Origin of the sequence: Antrihabitans cavernicola, from assembly GCF_008297975.1 — a bacterium.
GTDB lineage: Bacteria > Actinomycetota > Actinomycetes > Mycobacteriales > Mycobacteriaceae > Antrihabitans > Antrihabitans cavernicola.
In genome coordinates, this window is sequence record NZ_VLNY01000013.1 from 14,845 (window position 1) to 30,278 (window position 15,434).

Annotated in this window: 15 protein-coding genes; 10 read left to right on the forward strand and 5 right to left on the reverse strand. The window is 64.2% G+C overall.

Translation table 11 applies throughout. From position 1 onward, the window contains the following. Nucleotides 1–68: 68 nt before the first annotated feature. The 3 genes from FOY51_RS21220 to FOY51_RS21230 all read left to right on the forward strand — a co-directional run bounded on the left by FOY51_RS21220 (nt 69) and on the right by FOY51_RS21230 (nt 2,517). The gene (locus tag FOY51_RS21220; RefSeq protein ID WP_149432271.1) at nt 69–524 is read left to right on the forward strand and encodes a hypothetical protein; all 456 of its coding nucleotides are present in this window, start codon (nt 69–71) and stop codon (nt 522–524) included. 200 nt (nt 525–724) lie between these two features. After that, nucleotides 725–1,840, forward strand: coding sequence for a sensor histidine kinase (locus FOY51_RS21225; RefSeq protein WP_149432272.1), 1,116 nt, complete (start codon nt 725–727; stop codon nt 1,838–1,840). After that, nucleotides 1,837–2,517: a response regulator gene (locus FOY51_RS21230; RefSeq protein WP_149432273.1), complete on the forward strand. Its 681-nt coding sequence runs from the start codon at nt 1,837–1,839 to the stop codon at nt 2,515–2,517. Before FOY51_RS21225 ends, FOY51_RS21230 begins: the two co-directional genes overlap by 4 nt. Here the strand turns inward: FOY51_RS21230 and FOY51_RS21235 are convergent. After that, nucleotides 2,488–3,213, reverse strand: a complete 726-nt coding sequence (locus FOY51_RS21235) for an SDR family NAD(P)-dependent oxidoreductase (RefSeq protein WP_187776411.1) — start codon at nt 3,211–3,213, stop codon at nt 2,488–2,490. The two genes, FOY51_RS21230 and FOY51_RS21235, sit on opposite strands and share 30 nt — an antisense overlap. Before the next feature lie 398 nt (nt 3,214–3,611). On the opposite strand from FOY51_RS21235, the gene FOY51_RS21240 reads away from it, so the two are divergent. After that, nucleotides 3,612–4,526, forward strand: coding sequence for a UbiA family prenyltransferase (locus FOY51_RS21240; RefSeq protein WP_353961383.1), 915 nt, complete (start codon nt 3,612–3,614; stop codon nt 4,524–4,526). A 24-nt stretch (nt 4,527–4,550) separates the two neighbouring features. Here the strand turns inward: FOY51_RS21240 and FOY51_RS21245 are convergent, their stop codons facing one another. From FOY51_RS21245 to FOY51_RS21260, 4 genes are read right to left on the reverse strand one after another with little or no spacing between them, the layout of a single operon-like run. Further along, a complete protein-coding gene (locus tag FOY51_RS21245) occupies nt 4,551–5,597 on the reverse strand; it encodes a polyprenyl synthetase family protein (RefSeq protein WP_235916595.1) in 1,047 nt (348 codons plus the stop codon). Between the two features lie 54 nt (nt 5,598–5,651). Continuing rightward, nucleotides 5,652–7,268 (reverse strand): AMP-binding protein, encoded by a 1,617-nt coding sequence (locus FOY51_RS21250; protein WP_149432276.1) that lies wholly within the window; start codon nt 7,266–7,268, stop codon nt 5,652–5,654. After that, nucleotides 7,265–8,212: a UbiA family prenyltransferase gene (locus FOY51_RS21255; RefSeq protein ID WP_149432277.1), complete on the reverse strand. Its 948-nt coding sequence runs from the start codon at nt 8,210–8,212 to the stop codon at nt 7,265–7,267. The genes FOY51_RS21250 and FOY51_RS21255 overlap by 4 nt, the downstream gene beginning before the upstream one ends. Before the next feature lie 24 nt (nt 8,213–8,236). After that, nucleotides 8,237–9,775, reverse strand: coding sequence for an AMP-binding protein (locus FOY51_RS21260; protein ID WP_149432278.1), 1,539 nt, complete (start codon nt 9,773–9,775; stop codon nt 8,237–8,239). A gap of 243 nt (nt 9,776–10,018) precedes the next feature. Between FOY51_RS21260 and FOY51_RS21265 the strand changes: the two genes are divergently transcribed. The 6 genes from FOY51_RS21265 to FOY51_RS21290 all read left to right on the forward strand — a co-directional run bounded on the left by FOY51_RS21265 (nt 10,019) and on the right by FOY51_RS21290 (nt 15,381). After that, the gene (locus FOY51_RS21265) at nt 10,019–10,801 is read left to right on the forward strand and encodes a 2,3-dihydro-2,3-dihydroxybenzoate dehydrogenase (RefSeq protein ID WP_149432279.1); all 783 of its coding nucleotides are present in this window, start codon (nt 10,019–10,021) and stop codon (nt 10,799–10,801) included. A 33-nt stretch (nt 10,802–10,834) separates the two neighbouring features. Beyond that, nucleotides 10,835–11,524, forward strand: coding sequence for an isochorismatase family protein (locus tag FOY51_RS21270; protein ID WP_149432280.1), 690 nt, complete (start codon nt 10,835–10,837; stop codon nt 11,522–11,524). Nucleotide 11,525: 1 nt separating this feature from the next. Beyond that, a complete protein-coding gene (locus FOY51_RS21275; RefSeq protein ID WP_149432281.1) occupies nt 11,526–13,460 on the forward strand; it encodes an anthranilate synthase family protein in 1,935 nt (644 codons plus the stop codon). Then, nucleotides 13,447–14,307: an SDR family NAD(P)-dependent oxidoreductase gene (locus FOY51_RS21280; RefSeq protein WP_235916597.1), complete on the forward strand. Its 861-nt coding sequence runs from the start codon at nt 13,447–13,449 to the stop codon at nt 14,305–14,307. Before FOY51_RS21275 ends, FOY51_RS21280 begins: the two co-directional genes overlap by 14 nt. Nucleotides 14,308–14,484: 177 nt before the next feature. Continuing rightward, a complete protein-coding gene (locus tag FOY51_RS21285; RefSeq protein ID WP_149432283.1) occupies nt 14,485–14,679 on the forward strand; it encodes a hypothetical protein in 195 nt (64 codons plus the stop codon). Nucleotides 14,680–14,691: 12 nt separating this feature from the next. Next, nucleotides 14,692–15,381, forward strand: a complete 690-nt coding sequence (locus FOY51_RS21290) for a DUF5995 family protein (protein ID WP_290367913.1) — start codon at nt 14,692–14,694, stop codon at nt 15,379–15,381. The last annotated feature ends 53 nt before the right edge of the window (nt 15,382–15,434 follow it).

The following is a 15,434-nucleotide window of genomic DNA, read 5'->3' on the forward strand; positions in this document are numbered from 1 at the left end:
CAGCACCAGAATCCGCCAGCATCGTCGTTCGCATAGGCAACAGTCCTTCCGCGCGGTACCGTTCACCGATGACCAAACTTCGCAAATCGGTCGTGGTGGGCGGACTTGTCGTTGCCGGACTGTTCGGTGCCGCCTCACCCGCGGTTGCCGATCAGACGCAAGACAGATGGGTCAACCTTCACGACACTGTGACCGTCGCGGACGGCATTGCCTGCGGCGGGCGAATCGGCGGCGTCACCGTATCGACCGACAGCCTTCCTGGCTTGCTTTACATCCGACTGAATGCGACGTTCGTCGGCATCTCGTCGCAGCCGGGGGTGGTGTGTTCGGTGGCGGCAACGATCACCTGGCGAAACCTAGACAACGGGACGACGGGGTCGTGGTCGGCGGTGGCGGCGGGCAGCCCCATCGATTTCCCGGCCGAGCCGAGCACCCACCTCGCGACCGGATCCGGGCGGGTCGAACTGACCCTCACGACCGCCCTACCGCATGTCCCCAGCGTCACGACAGCCACCGTCTTCTGACCGGGCGTACCTCGTAATTCGCATCGGTTCGGCACTGATTCGGCCCACGATAATTGCAGGTCAGACGACCAAGATCCGTAAATTTCTTGTCGGTATCCCCGGCTAATCTTATTTTCAAGGAGACAGCGGCGATACCCGTGGGTAATATCTCGAGGGCATCGGCGGGGGCACTGCGATTGGGGGCTTTATCTGTGAGCGGCATGGGTTCGACAGGCAGTTCGGAGCCGAACCACAACGCCGAGGGCGCTCCTGCCACCGACTTCTCAGCTTTGTTCACCGCCCGCATCCCTGACATCGTCGCGCGGTACTACGAGCAACTCGACGAAATCAGCAGTCCGCTGATCTCCGGTGTGGCGTGGGAGCAGTGCGAGTTGCAAGCGCGACGCATCCTCGATGATTGTGCCCGCAGCCTCGCCGCCGGGCGAGCGATGGTCACGCACGTCACAGATGTTTTCGATCTGGGCACAGAGCGGGTTCGCCAAGGCGCCCACATCACCCACTCGATGCGGGCGGGCAGCATTCTGTCCGACCTGACGATGACCGCCTTGTCCGAGTGCGCGATACAGGTCGACGCGCGTCAGAGCGAGCTGCTGGCGGCCGTGCGCGCCTTGCATCAAGGCATCGGGTTGCGGTTGGAATCGGGCTCGATCGGCTACGACGCGTTTCTGTTGCAACGCGTGCAGGAGGCGCACGAGCAGGGACAGCACCGGCTTGCGCGCGAGATCCACGATCACATCGGCAACTCCGTGAGCTTGGCGCTGCGCCGGATCGAGCTGTTCGAGCTGGAACGCGAGAAGGCGGGCGACGATTCGGTGCCCCGACATGTTCAGCTCGCCAAAGATGCAATCCTCGAGACCCTCAGCCGCAGCCGCGAATTGGTCACCGAGCTGCGCCGATCCGGAGTGGGCGGATCGCTCGAAACCGCGCTGCGCGGCTTCGCGGCATCGCTGGGTGAATCCGGTGCTCCACTGCAGATATCGGTCCGCGGGAACGACGAGTGGGTGCCCAGCGCCGTGGTCGAAGAGCTGTTCATCATGGTGCGCGAGTGTCTGCGCAACGCTCACACACACGCCGGTGCCGCCAACATCGTGGTGCACATCGACATCACGCCGCGCGAGATTCAAGCTGAAGTCATCGACGACGGAAAGGGTTTCGACGTCGAGGCGTTGCGCGCCGGCGGACACGGAAACGGCCTGCTGATCATGCAGGAGCGCTCCGATCTGGTCGGCGGTCGCGTGCACATCGACTCCGCTCCTGACCGCGGCACACGGGTCACCTTTTCGATTCCGATCACTCAGGAGAGCCCCACCGCATGACTCAGAACCCGATTCGCATCCTGGTCGCCGACGATCACACGATGCTCCGTGAGGCATTGTGTGATCTGCTGCGCGGCGAGCCGGACTTCGAGATCGTCGCAGAGGCGGGTACCGGGACGACTGCTATTCGATTGGCAGGCGAGCATCGCCCAGACGTGTTGTTGCTGGATCTCGAGATGCCGGAGAGCAATCCGCCGGAGACGGTACGCAGGCTCCTCGCGCAGGATCCGACGTTGCGGATCATCATCCTGAGCATGCACGACGGACAGGAGCTCGTGCAGCAACTGGTCTCGCTCGGGGTGCGCGGCTACTTGAACAAGGGTGCTGGACGACACACACTGGTATCCGCGATTCGGCAATCGATGGACGCAGGACCGCAGGCGATAACACTGTCGGTGTCGCTCTCGAGCTTGCAGCAACGCGCTGACGAACCGGCGGATCCGAGCACGTTGTCGACCCGTGAACGCGAGGTGCTTGCACTGGTCGCGGAGGCGCTGAGCAATCGTCAGGTTGCCGGTCGACTCGGCGTCACCGAGGCGACGATCAAACGCCATCTTCGCAACATCTTCACCAAGCTGGAGGCGGTGTCACGCATCGACGCCGTCAACCGAGCGGTCGAGCGCGGATACATTCCCCGGCAAGGGGGATCATCGGAGGGTGTCCCTAGCTGGCGTTGACGTTCGCATCGGATGAGGAGATTCGATCATTTGCCCGGAAACACCGTCGACGGCGTCCGACACCAAGAACTCCACCTTCGACGCTGTGCGCTCTTCGGCGACGACGCAACAGTCGCGCGCGGATTCGCCTGTCCGCGTTGGACAATCGACCTCGGTGACGATCGTATTCACCACCACACCCTGCGGCCCGAGTTCCTTGGCGAGGGTTTCGGTCATGGCGCGCAGCGTCTCTCGAATGACCAGATCGTCCGGCCGATGCCGCCCCGTTCCACCGGTCTGCAACACGTTGACGATCCTGCCGTCGCCGGATGCCGCCAGGTGTCGTTCGGCCGCGCGACTGACCAGCAGCGGTGCGCGCAACCGAGCGTGGACAACCGACTCCCACTCTGGCAGCTCGGAAACGATGCCTGCGCGACCCGGAAACGGCGCGTTCACCACCACCGACGGCGGCCCCATCGCCTCGGCGACCCGCAGGACCATCGCTTCGGCCTCGTGCAGGTACCGCAGATCGGCGCCGAATGCTCGAATGCGCACCCGATCGGCGCTCGCATCGCCCAAGGACGTGTCACACCACGACGCGCGGAGATCGACCGCAGCGATGTCGAACCCGCGCCCGATCAACTTGCGCACGATCGCTGCGCCGAGTGGGCTCCCGACCCCGGTGACGATGGCGACGGGACGCTTGACTGTATTCATCGCGTCGGCCATCAGTCGGAAGAAGCGATGGCCCCGACCGTCGGCTGCGGATGCAGCCGCAAGGTGGAATGCCCCGATGCCGACGGATGCTCAGCTGCAATGACGAGCGTCATACGTTTGCCTCCCTCTCGCCCGGCAGCGTCACTTCGTCTTCCCGGCGTGTACACGAGAAGGTGCTGCGCGGGTTCTTTCACGCGTGTTTGCACACAGTTTGCCACCCTACGCGATAGCGACATGAGGTGATGCGATCGTCGAGCGGATGGTCCGAAAGTAGCATTCGAAGGGGCTTTTGCTACTCCCTTCGACACCTCGAATCCGTCTTTACGGTCCGATGGTGGTGCCGCATTCGTGGGATATCCGAGACCCGCGTCACACGCATAGCGTAATTCGGCATGCAGATGGATATTGCGCCAACAAAATTTCCCGCCGCCGGAACGTCATGGTCTGTATTCACAAGCTTTTGCAGGGACTTTCTACAAGAATCACGAGTTTCGGTTCAGGTCATTTTCCTGATCCGGTTCGGCACCGCTGCCGCGCTCGGAACGACGATTTTCGGTGGCCGAGAAATGGCCGCCGCGCTCGCCTGGGTACTCGCCACCCTCGCCGCGTACGTGTTCAACGGCGTCATGGATGTCACCGAAGATCGGGCGAACGGATCGACCCGTCCGATCAGCCGGGGTTCGCTGCCCGTCCCCGTTGCCGCGGGCGGTGTCGTCGTCTCGAGCGGTCTCGCTCTGACCATCGGTGGCATCGTCGATCCCGGTGGCTTGCTGCCGTTGCTCATCCTCGCCCACCTCGTGTGCGGTTACGCCTACTCCGGCGCGCCGTTCTACGGCAAGCGTCGGGGCTACAGCGCGGTCCTGCTCGTCCTGGCGATGGGGGTGCTGACCTATGCGGCAGGCTGGCAGGTCGCGGACCGGAAGGGTGGCATCGCGATCCTGCTGCTCGGCGCAGCGATGTCGCTGTGGATGGGCGGCGTCGGCGCACTTGCCAAGGATCTGCCGGATGCGGAGGGCGACGCGGCAGGAGGGCGCCGCACTCCGGTCATCGTCTGGGGCGATCGACGCGTCCGAATTCTGATCACCGTGAACGCCGTCGTGATCGCGTTCGGCTATCTCGCTGCCACCGTTGCCTTCGCGCCGGTCCTCGTTCCGTCCGCGATCGCTCTCGTCTTCGGCGCAGTGGCGGTGGGGTCGCTCGCCGCCACCACCCGCACCGCCACCACCCGATCAGGACGACGGCTGCCGTACCGCGCATTCATGGTCACCCAGTACGCCGTACACATCGTCGTTCTCGCCGCCCTGCTTTTCTGAACCGCGGTCTTCTGAGCTGGGCCTTCACGTGTTCCGGTAGGCAACCTCGTGAGCCATCTCGATCAGCTCGTCACGCCAACCGGGCTCGATATCGGTGTAGGCAATCGCCGCACCGCCTGCATCCACCAGCTCACCGATGTGTCGCTCCACCTCGTCCGCCATCCCGGACTCGACGAGAGTCTTCAGCAACAACTCCGCGGATGTGCCCGGCGTCTCGACCACAGAACGAACAGCCGAATCACGCTCGATCGCCAGCGACAGCAGAAGGGTCATCTTGTGGCGTTCGATGTCCAGTTGGGCAGGCTTTCCGAGCGTATCCGTGTCCCCGAACATATCCAGCAGGTCGTCGCGCAGCTGGAACGCTTCGCCGACCACCAGTCCGTACGACTCGAACGGCTCCGACAGATCGGGACGCCCCGCGACGAGCGCACCGATGAGCAGCGGTCGGTGAATCGTGTAGTTGCCGGACTTCAGCTGCGCGATCGTCCGCGAGAGCTGCGGGTCGCCCGCGAACCTGGCGGCGGCCATCACGTCGAGATGTTGGCCGACCATCAGCTCCGCACGTAGGTCGCTCCACGCGGTCGTGACGGCAGGCATCGCGTCGGCCATGAACAGATCGGCGTAAACCAGCGCGAGGTCACCGGCCAGGATCGCCATGCTCTCGCCGAATCGCCGCGGGTCACCACGCCAGTCGCCTGCGATGTGTCGGGCCGCGTAGTTCTCGTGCACGGTCGGAGCGCCGCGACGTAGCGCCGATTCGTCGAAGACGTCGTCGTGGATGAGGGCACTCGCGTGCAGGAACTCGAGTGCGACGGCGGCCGAAATGACCGATTTATCGCGTGGATTGCCGCCTCCTGCCAAAAACCCGCTGATGCAGAATTTCGGCCGAATTCTTTTACCGCCCGCACGCATGAAATCGGCAATTGCCTCGACGGTCGAGGCCGCTTCGCTGTCCAACTCGTACCAGCGTTTGTATTCTTTGTCCAAGAATTCGAATGCAGTTTTCTCGACGAGATCCATCATCTGGATTCTCGTGTCACGGACACTGTCGATAACCGTTGCTGCGCTCATGCCGCAGCACCACCTTTCACGCGATGTCGTCGATGAGATAACCGGGTGCGGCGTTCAGGGCAGGCTCGCCAATTGACCGCGCACGATCTTGCCGGAGCCGTTACGAGGAATCTCACCGACGACCACGATGTCGCGGGGGACCTTGTAGCGGGCCAGCTGGGATTTGACGTAGGTCCGGATCTCGTCCGGGTCGAGCTCCGCACCGGGGCGCGCGACGACGTAGGCACGCAGTCGCTGGCCGAAGTCCGGATCGTCCACGCCGATGGCGGCGGCGTCGGCGATGTCGCCACGGTCGACCAACAGGTTCTCCACCTCGCCCGGGTAGACGTTCTCGCCGCCGGACACGATCATGTCGTCGCTGCGACCGTCCAGGAACAGCAGGCCCGATCGGTCGAAGTGCCCGATGTCGCCGGTGGAGATCATCCCCGCGCGGCGGTCCTTGTCCTGGCCGTCGGTGTAGCCGCCGAAACTCAGCCCGTTGGCGACGTAGATGATTCCCGCCTCGTCCGGTTCGGTGATCTGCCGACCGTCGGTGTCGAACAACTCGACACGCACACCCACCGGTGGCCGCCCGACGGTTCCCGGTGCTCGGCGCAGTTCGGCCGGCGTTGCCACCGACACGGCAGCGACTTCGGTGGCGCCGTAGTTGTTGTAGAGCACGTCGCCGAAGGCGGCAGCCGTTCGCGCGACGAGACCCGGCGATATCGCCGAGCCGCCGCTCGCAACGATCCGCAGCGACGAAACATCATAGCGAGCAAGGACATCCGGGCCCAGATCGAGAATGCGACCCAGCATGGTCGGCACAACGATCAGCGTGTCGGCGCGGTGTTCGGCCACGCTCGCGAGCGTGGCCTGTGCATCGAACTTGCCATGCCCGAAGACCACGGTCTTTCCCAGCGCGAGGGCGAGGTTGAAGTTACCGAGACCGGTTGCGTGGAACAGTGGCGCCGCAATGACCATGGCACCGCCGCGCGCGAGCGGGACCCGGTCGAGCAGCTGCGCCGACTGTAGCGGCGAAATACGTTTCCGCACAGCGCCCTTCGGGGTGCCGGTGGTGCCGCTGGTGAGCAGGACCAATCCGCCGGCTTCGGCGGGCAGCGGCAGCGGATCGGTCGCGTTTTTCGCGATCAGATCGTCGACCGTCGCGGTGCGGCTGTCGGTACGTCGGCCGTCGTCCCAGGTTCGGAATCGCTTCACGTTCAGCGGGAGAGTGGTTGTCGCGGAGCTGAACTCGTCGTCGTGCAGCAACACCGTGACGCCTTCGCGCTCGGCGACGTCACGCAGTTGCGGTGCCGCGAAACCGGTGTTCATGATGACCAGTCGAACGCCGAGCTTGCCCGCGGCAATCATGGTCGTCACCGTGCCGCGATGATCGCGCCCCAGCACTGCGGCGATGTCGCCTGGGCCGACGCCTGCGGCGTCGAGTCCACGGGCCAGCGCATTCGACGCTCGCTCGAGCTCGCCGTAGGAAATGCTGCCGCGAGCGTCGACGATCGCCGGCCGGTCGGAATCGAACCGCGCGGTGTAACTGATCACGGCCGGGAACGGCCCGCATCGAGCGGCGATCTTGGCCGAACGCACGTCCGCGTCGAGGTGACGAGGGTGAATGAAACCCCGCTTGCCGAGCACGGCAAGAGATCGGAGCACCTGGACGGTGCTGCCCAACGTCATGACAGCACCAGCGCGAGTGCGAGTCCGAGGCCGACCGCATCGGTGCTGCGGAAACCGAGAACTACCGCGCGCTGAATCTGGTCTCGGAACAGGCCCGCGCGGATCTGCATGCCGCGCAACACGAGTGCGGGTACCACGCACACGATCAGCCACGGATTCAGTGAGCCGATGACGAACGGAGCGACCAGCAGCAGGAGGCTCAGTCCCGACAGCACGGCGATCATGGCCCGGTAGATCGTCGGCGAGATGACGGCGGCCAGTGTGCGCCTGCCCGATTCCGCATCCCCGACTCGATCACCGAAGTTCGCGTAGGACACCACCAGCAGCATGCAGACACCGATCAGGAGGCCGATCACCACGGCATCGGTGGACCAATGTCGGGCGATGAGCCAGTACGTTCCGAGCACCTCGGCGGTGTTGACGAGGAAGATCACGAACTCGAGACCGCCTGGGTGATAACTGAATTGGAACAACCACGAGTACTGCACGGCGATCGCGACGACGAGCGCGTAGCCGACAAGGAACACGACCGGCACGTCGCCCTGGAGCGGAATCAGCAGAGCGGCGCCCGCGCCGTAGGCGATCAGCCCGGCGATGATGCCGTAGTTGATGGCCTCGCGTTCCGAGACCATGCCCGAGAGCAGCGGCTTGTTGGACTTCGGAAGGTGCCCACCGGTGGCGTAGTTCTTGGCGTCGCTACCGTCGCGATAGCCGACGACGTCGTCGGCTGCGCAGGTCGCGATCTTCATCGCGAACATCCCGACGAGTATCAGCCCGAGCGCAACGGCCATGCCGGGCCTGCTGACCCCTTCGTGCGCAAGCAGCAGCACCGCCAACAACCAGGCATAGACGTGGTGGTAGACCCGGAGTTTGCCGAGCCGGAAGTAGGCGGCGGCTTTCTCGCCGAACGTGATTCGGGTGGGTTGTAACATTTCTGTAGTCATGTCGAGTCCCTGTTTCGGAGCCGGTCAGTGGCTCGGTAGCGAGATCAGCTTCGCAAGCGCGGAGCGTCGAATTTTTCCGGTCGCGGTCCGGGGGAAATCCCCGAAGTCGACGACGACGGGCGCGTCCAACTGCGGGAGATCGGACACCGCCGCCCGCCAGGCGGCGTCGTCGAAAACCCCTTCGCGAACTGCGACGACGGGTATCACCCGGTTGTCGTGTTCCAGCGCAATTGCTTCCAGCAGCCACGGCATGCGCGTCAGCAGCACGTCCTCCATCGCGATGGCGCTGGGGATGGTCGTCATCCGTTCGACCTGACGATCGATCAGCAGCAACCGACCGAAGCGGGTCTTTCTGCCGTAATCGCCTGTGTCCCACCAGCCGTCATGGCTCAGATTGGCCTCGGCGGCCTCCCGGCGGTTGATGTAGGTCTGGAACTGTCCAGCCGAGCGCACCTGGATCCGACCCGCGGTGCCCGTGGGAACGGGATCACCCTCGGGTCCGACGATGCGGGCCTCCGAGTAGCCGGGCGCCGTCCAACCGGTGGAATGCGCGGCTGGCGGCGCGTTGAACTTGGACAGGTGCCGACGGCCGGTGAAGCCCTTGAAATGCACCTTGGCGGAGATGCCACCCAGTTCGGACTGGCCGTAGGCCTCGAAGAAGGTGGCGAGCCGATACTTGCTGCCCGCCAACAACCGCCGGACCGTGCCAGGGTGGATGACGTCGAACGTGGAAACGTAGTGACGCACCGACGCCAGAGTTCCGTTGTCCGCCAAATACTCCCACTGCATCAGTGTGTTCGGATGCGCCTCGAGGTAGATCGGCTGCCAGCGTCGGATGAACGGGGCCACCGCTTCCGCGGAATGGTCCGACAGCACCATGAGCGGCACGTTACGACGCAACGCGCAGAGCAGGCCGGTCACCGTTCGGTAGTGGACAGGTGACACGGCGACGGCCGCGTAACCACGAAGCCGGCCCATGATGGCCGGGATCTCCTGGGCATAGCCCTGGTGATCGGTGCCGCGTCGGGTGTACTGCACGAGCTTCGGCACGCCGGTGGTGCCGGAGGTGTGCGTGACGATGTACGGCGCGGTGCCGGGCATGGCAACGGCGGACGTCTGCCGTGGCGGCGTCGCCTCGAGCAGGGCGGCGAGTCGGGACCAGTCGTCGATCTTCGTGAGCGCGCCGATCTGCTCGCACTTGGCGAGGCGGTCGCTGGTCGTGACAATGCGTTCGATCGCGACGGGCTCGAGCATGCGGGCCAGGGTCTCGGTGTCGATCGCGGGGCTGATCAGCACGGGCACGCCGCCGACGGCGGTGAGCGCGGCGATGGCGATCATGATGTCGAGCGGAGCGTCCATCCAGACGGCGCAGTAGTCGCCGGGCACCACTCCGGTGCTCTCGAACAGCGTCGCAGCGCGTGCCGCGGCATCCGCGACGTCTGTCAGCGCCACCTGGTTGTCGACCACCCGTACGGCGGCCGACTGATGGTCGCTGATCCAGGGGCGAGAATCCGGGGCAATCTCGATCAGTTGGTCGTAGATGAGCTTGTGATTTCGAGTCATAAGGTCACTCAATTTTCGTCTCGGCCGGTGGTTCCCGGCTGTGCGGGAGTTACGGAAACCTCGATTTCCGAGGATAAGATCGACCGCCCGATCTTCTCGATGACAATGTTCGATCCAGCCGTTGGCAAAACACTGCTATACCGAGGCCATCGGCGACCGAGATAAATTCGATCTCGCTGGCAGTGCCGCCTGTATATCAATTGTCTTTCTTCGGGCTCATGACGAAAAGTGTGGTGAATATCTGTGAACGGACCGCGGCAGAACTCGACATCGGGGCGGATCGCGCTGGTCACCGGTGCGGCCGGCGGTATCGGACGACGGATAGTCCACCGGCTCGCCGCCGAGGGGATGACGGTCGTCGCAGTCGACCGGGCAGCGGATGCGCTGGAAGGCCTTCACTCGATTCCGGGCCACATACTGACAAAGCAGGGCGACGTGACCGATGCAGGGCAGGTCGAGGCGATCGTCTCGGATGTCGAACGAGACATCGGTCCGCTCGACTACCTGGTCAACGCGGTGGGGATACTGCGGGTCGGTGAACTGGTCGAGCTGTCCGACAAGGACTGGGACGACATGTTCGCCGTCAATACGAACAGCGTTTTTCTGGTGACCCGGACGGTCGCGGCCCGCATGATTCCCCGCCGCCGCGGTGCCATCGTCACCGTTTCGTCCAATGCCGCGCACACCCCCCGCGCATCCATGTCCGCGTACTCGGCGTCCAAGGCGGCAGCGACGATGCTCGCCAGGTGCGCCGCGCTGGAGTTCGCGAAGTACGGAATTCGGTGCAACGTCGTCTCGCCGGGTTCGACCGATACAGAGATGCTGCAAGTCAGCTGGGAATACGAAGATCGGTCGGCAGCGACGATTGCCGGAGTGCCCGAACAATTCCGCCTCGGAATTCCGTTGGGTCGAATTGCCGACGCCGACGACATCGTCGACGCGGTCGAATTTCTTTTGTCCGACAAGGCCAAGCACATCACGATGCAGCAGCTCACCGTGGACGGTGGCGCAACGCTCGGCGTCTGAATCAATTCACGTTTCGAAATCAGAGGAGACTTCATGTTCGGTGGAATTCCGTCCGCCATTTCCTATCAGATGCCGACGCCGAACGAGCTGCCGCACAACGTTGCCGACTGGACGCTGGAACCCAGTCGGGCGGTGCTGCTCATCCACGACATGCAGAACTACTTTCTGCGGCCGTTGCTCGCGGGCGGTTCACCGTACGCGGAGCTGGTTGCGAACATCGCCCACCTGCGCGCCGAGTGCCTGCGCGCGGGAGTCGCCGTTGCCTACACAGCGCAGCCGGGTGGCATGACGCCCACCGAGCGAGGATTGCTACGCGATCTCTGGGGTGCGGGTATGACCACCGACGAGACCGATCGTGCCGTCGTGTCCGAGCTGACCCCTGGCCCCGACGATCTGGTGTTCACGAAATGGCGCTACAGCGCATTTCACGAGTCAGCTCTGCTCCAGGAACTGCGCGAGCGTGGCCGGGATCAATTGATCATCACCGGTGTGTACGCACACGTCGGCGTGTTGGTGACGGCATGCGAATCGTATTCGCGCGACATCGAGACCTTCCTTGCCGCTGATGCCGTTGCCGACTTCTCTCGAAGCGACCACAGCATGACCCTCGACTACGCGGCTGCCCGATGCGCCATGGTGCGGACGACGGCGGATCTTGTTGCGGCAGTGAAGATGTCCAATTCTCGGACCGGGCAGATTGCCGATTCTCGGGCCGGCGTCTGAGATGGCCGCGACAGGCGAGGATCGCCGCTCGACTCTGCTCGATCGGATCGTCGCGGACCCGAGTCGACCTTTCGCGATGGTGCAGCGCCAGGGTGGCGACGGCATCGACCTGATGGTCGGCGAGTTCGCCGAGTTGGGGGAGCTGGCGGAGGTGTCGACCGCTGCCGAGCACTCAGACCTGCTGGTGCTCGTTCCGTATCGGCAGACCGTCGAGCGTGGCTTTCCCTGCAACGACGACGGTGTCCCGCTGCTCGCGATGTCGGTCGTCGAGCACGAGGTGGTCGATCTGGCTCAGGTGCTCGATGCGATCGGCCCAGGGTTGATCGGTCCGAATTCGATTGCTGCCGCCGACTTTCGATTCGACGTCTCCGACGACGAGTACTGCGACATCGTTCGGTCGGTCATCGCGAACGAGATCGGTACGGGCGAGGGCTCCAACTTCGTGATCAGCCGATCACTCACCGGATCCTTCGGCGCCGACTACCTGCGCGTTCTGCTCGGCCTGTTTCGCAGGTTGCTGAGCGGCGAGCGCGGCGCGTATTGGACGTATCTGGTGCACACCGGAAATCGAACCTTCGTCGGCGCGAGCCCCGAGGCGCACGCCCACCTCGACGACAGCATCGTGTCGATGAACCCGATCAGCGGCACCTACCGCTACCCGCCGGACGGTGCGACGGAGTCCGGCCTGCTGGCCTTCCTGGCCGATCAGAAGGAGAACGACGAGCTGTTCATGGTCGTCGACGAGGAACTCAAGATGATGTCGGCGCTGTGCTCCGCGGGCGCTACCGTCACGGGCCCGTATCTGAAAGAGATGGCGCACCTGGCCCACACGGAGTATCTCCTGCGGGGACAGACCGAGTTCGGTGTCGCGGAGGTGTTGCGCGAGACCATGTTTGCTCCCACGGTGGTCGGCAGCCCGTTGGAGAGTGCTGCCCAGGTGGTTGCGCGGTACGAAACGGTGGGGCGCGGGTATTACAGCGGCGCGATCGCATTCATCGACAGGGGCCGCGGCGGTTCGGTCCGGATGGACTCGGCAATCCTTATCCGAACAGCGGTCGTCGATGCCGACGGCAACGCTCGTATCACCGTCGGCTCGACCCTCGTACGCGATTCCGATCCGGTTCGTGAAATGCACGAAACCCACGCCAAGGCAGCGGGATTGCTCAACGGTGCGATCCGCGCCGACGGTGCGGTCCACGCCGGAGCGCCCGCGATAGCGGCTGCATTGCGGGGTCGCAACGCCATCGCGTCCCAGTTCTGGTTCGCGGATTCGGCCAGCAGGTCGATCGGCGCCGCGCCGATGGCACAGGCATCGGTGCTGCTGATCGACGCGGCCGACAATTTCACCGCGATGCTGGCGAGCATGTTGCGATCTCTCGGGTTCGCTCTGACGATCGTCGGCTTCGACGAGGCGGCCGACTTCGACGACTACGACCTGGTGGTCCTCGGACCCGGTCCCGGCGACCCCGGCGCCCGACACGATCGGCGCATCGCCGCGATGCGACAGCGCGCGGAAGACATCGTCGCTGCCGATCGCCCGTTTCTGGCGGTGTGCTTGAGCCACCAGATCGTCAGCGCCGCACTGGGTCTCGGCATCGATCGACTGCCGCGACCGAATCAGGGTGTGAGCAGGCTGATTTCGCTGTTCGGTGCGCCGGTTCGCGCGGGCTTCTACAACACCTATGTCGCTCGCAGTTCGGTCGACACCTTCGACTCTGTGCTCGGACGGGTCGAGGTGAGTCGCGATCCGGCGACGGGGGAGGTGTACGCGCTGCGCGGCGATCGGTTCGCGTCGATGCAGTTCCACGCCGAATCCGTGCTGTCACAGGATGGTCCTGCCGTGCTCACCGCCACGATCGGCTCGCTCATCGGCAAGACCGCCCAGGCGGATCGGGTTCGGGCCCTCGCCGGAAGCCCGGTCGGTGTCCGTGGCTAGCCGCGGCCGCCACCTCCGCGCGGCGGGACGGGTCGCGGATGTCCTCAATCGGCCCGTCCCGGTGCGAGGGACCAAGAACGAAGAGTCCATCGCAGGCAAACGAATACTGATCACCGGAGCGTCGGCGGGAATCGGACGGGCCACAGCCGTTGCGGCTGCCGCCGCGGGTGCCGAGATGGTGTTGGTCGCGCGTCGCGAATCGGAACTGGCAACCGTGCGAGACGAGATCCGTGCGACCGGTGGCGAAGCGAGTTTTCGCGCCTGCGATCTCACCGACGACAACGATCTCGATGCATTGGTGAGCTGGGTCGGTGCCGAGTTCGGTGGTGTCGATGTGCTGGTGAACAACGCAGGCCGGTCCATCCGGCGGCCGATCACGGAATCGTTCGATCGAATGCACGATTTTCGCAGAACGATGGGGATCAACTACTTCGGTCCCGTGCAGCTGACCCTCGGCCTGTTGCCGGCGATGCTGGAATCCGGTGGCGGGCACATAGTCAACGTCGGCACCTGGACCGTTCCGGCGGGCACATCTCCCCGATTCTCGGCCTATCACAGTTCCAAGATGGCGCTCAGTGGCTTCGGTCAGTGCTTGGATGCCGAATTGTCGGGCCGCGGAGTCGCGGTGACGACAATCCATTATCCGCTCGTGCACACGGCGATGAGTTCGCCGACTCCGGAATATCGACGTTTGCCGGGTCTGACCCCCGAAGAAGCCGCGGAATGGATATTGACCGCCATTCGCCATCGGCCGGTGCAAGTAATTCCTCGGTACGTGCCATTACTGCGCGCATTGCGGCTCGGCGGGCCACGCGTGGTCGGCCGACTGCTGGTGCGGTGGGGTTGAGGCATGAAGTGCCAGGTCAGAGCCGTTGTAGCAAATAGCTGCTATGGGATCGTGATCGGCGATCCATTTATTCTTCTCGTACGCGGTTGAATTTCGCCGACACGCTCGAAAAATTTATCGAGCGACGGCCGATTTGCTGCCATTTCGAGTAATTCACATCATCAGGAAGGTAGCGCGATGCGACGCACTGGGCGACTCATTGTCGCGACGATGGCCTGCACGGCAGTGCTTTGGTCCGGATTCGCCGCAACGGCGACGGCCGAGCCCGCGACAAGCCCGGTGGCCTGCAATACGCCACTCGCCGCAGGTGATATCGCGACGATCACCACACTCTCCGACAACGCCACGTTGCGATCGAGCGATCCACTGTAGCGGATCGACGAGCTGGCCGATCGTAACCATCGGATCTCGGAGATTCTTGTTGCACACGGTGATCGACGCGGTCTCTTCGCGCTGATGGATGACACCGCGGACCGGATCATCGTGTCGCCGCTGCTGCATTCCGGCGCTGGGCTGACCAATCCGGCTCGACAGGCGCAGTTCTACGTCGAGAACTACGAGAGCTGGTTGAATTCGCTGCATGCCAACGTCACCGGGGCACCGGTAGCGCCGCAGTGGAGCAAGTACTTTGCGCTGGCGAGCAATTGCGCCGAGTCCGGCGCCCACACGGCGATGGTCGGGTACAACGCGCACTTGAGCGTCGACATTCCGCATTCGATCGCAGCGGTCGGCATGGGGACCCAGGACTCGTCGGACTACTTCCGGCTGCTGGACGCCATCGGCATCGACAGCCAGCTGATCGTCGATCGCACCAAGGCCGCCTACAACGCCGACGTCGGTCCGCTGTGGCGCTTCTACTTCCTCGGTGAAGGACTCGACCTGGTCACCGGCCCGGGCGTCGGCTCGAACATGTTGCTACGCAACGCTCTCGGTGCCGTCAACGCAGCCAACCTGGCCAACGGGCTCGGCCTGGAGAACCCGGCGACACGCGACGTCACCAACACCGGAATCAATGCCATGTGGGGCGCTGTCGACAGTGCGCTCGCGATCCTCACCCAGGTGCACGGGCTCTAGCTCTCCGCACCTTTCCGAGTCGGACTGACAAGTCCCCTGAAGAAAAGATTCGA

Bases quoted from the DNA above. Each gene is read 5' to 3' on its own strand.
- FOY51_RS21220 (WP_149432271.1), top strand. From the start codon at position 69: ATGACCAAACTTCGCAAATCGGTCGTGGTGGGCGGACTTGTCGTTGCC.
- FOY51_RS21225 (WP_149432272.1), top strand. From the start codon at position 725: ATGGGTTCGACAGGCAGTTCGGAGCCGAACCACAACGCCGAGGGCGCT.
- FOY51_RS21230 (WP_149432273.1), top strand. From the start codon at position 1,837: ATGACTCAGAACCCGATTCGCATCCTGGTCGCCGACGATCACACGATG.
- FOY51_RS21235 (WP_187776411.1), bottom strand. From the start codon at position 3,213: ATGAATACAGTCAAGCGTCCCGTCGCCATCGTCACCGGGGTCGGGAGC.
- FOY51_RS21240 (WP_353961383.1), top strand. From the start codon at position 3,612: ATGGATATTGCGCCAACAAAATTTCCCGCCGCCGGAACGTCATGGTCT.
- FOY51_RS21245 (WP_235916595.1), bottom strand. From the start codon at position 5,597: ATGAGCGCAGCAACGGTTATCGACAGTGTCCGTGACACGAGAATCCAG.
- FOY51_RS21250 (WP_149432276.1), bottom strand. From the start codon at position 7,268: ATGACGTTGGGCAGCACCGTCCAGGTGCTCCGATCTCTTGCCGTGCTC.
- FOY51_RS21255 (WP_149432277.1), bottom strand. From the start codon at position 8,212: ATGACTACAGAAATGTTACAACCCACCCGAATCACGTTCGGCGAGAAA.
- FOY51_RS21260 (WP_149432278.1), bottom strand. From the start codon at position 9,775: ATGACTCGAAATCACAAGCTCATCTACGACCAACTGATCGAGATTGCC.
- FOY51_RS21270 (WP_149432280.1), top strand. From the start codon at position 10,835: ATGTTCGGTGGAATTCCGTCCGCCATTTCCTATCAGATGCCGACGCCG.
- FOY51_RS21275 (WP_149432281.1), top strand. From the start codon at position 11,526: ATGGCCGCGACAGGCGAGGATCGCCGCTCGACTCTGCTCGATCGGATC.
- FOY51_RS21285 (WP_149432283.1), top strand. From the start codon at position 14,485: ATGCGACGCACTGGGCGACTCATTGTCGCGACGATGGCCTGCACGGCA.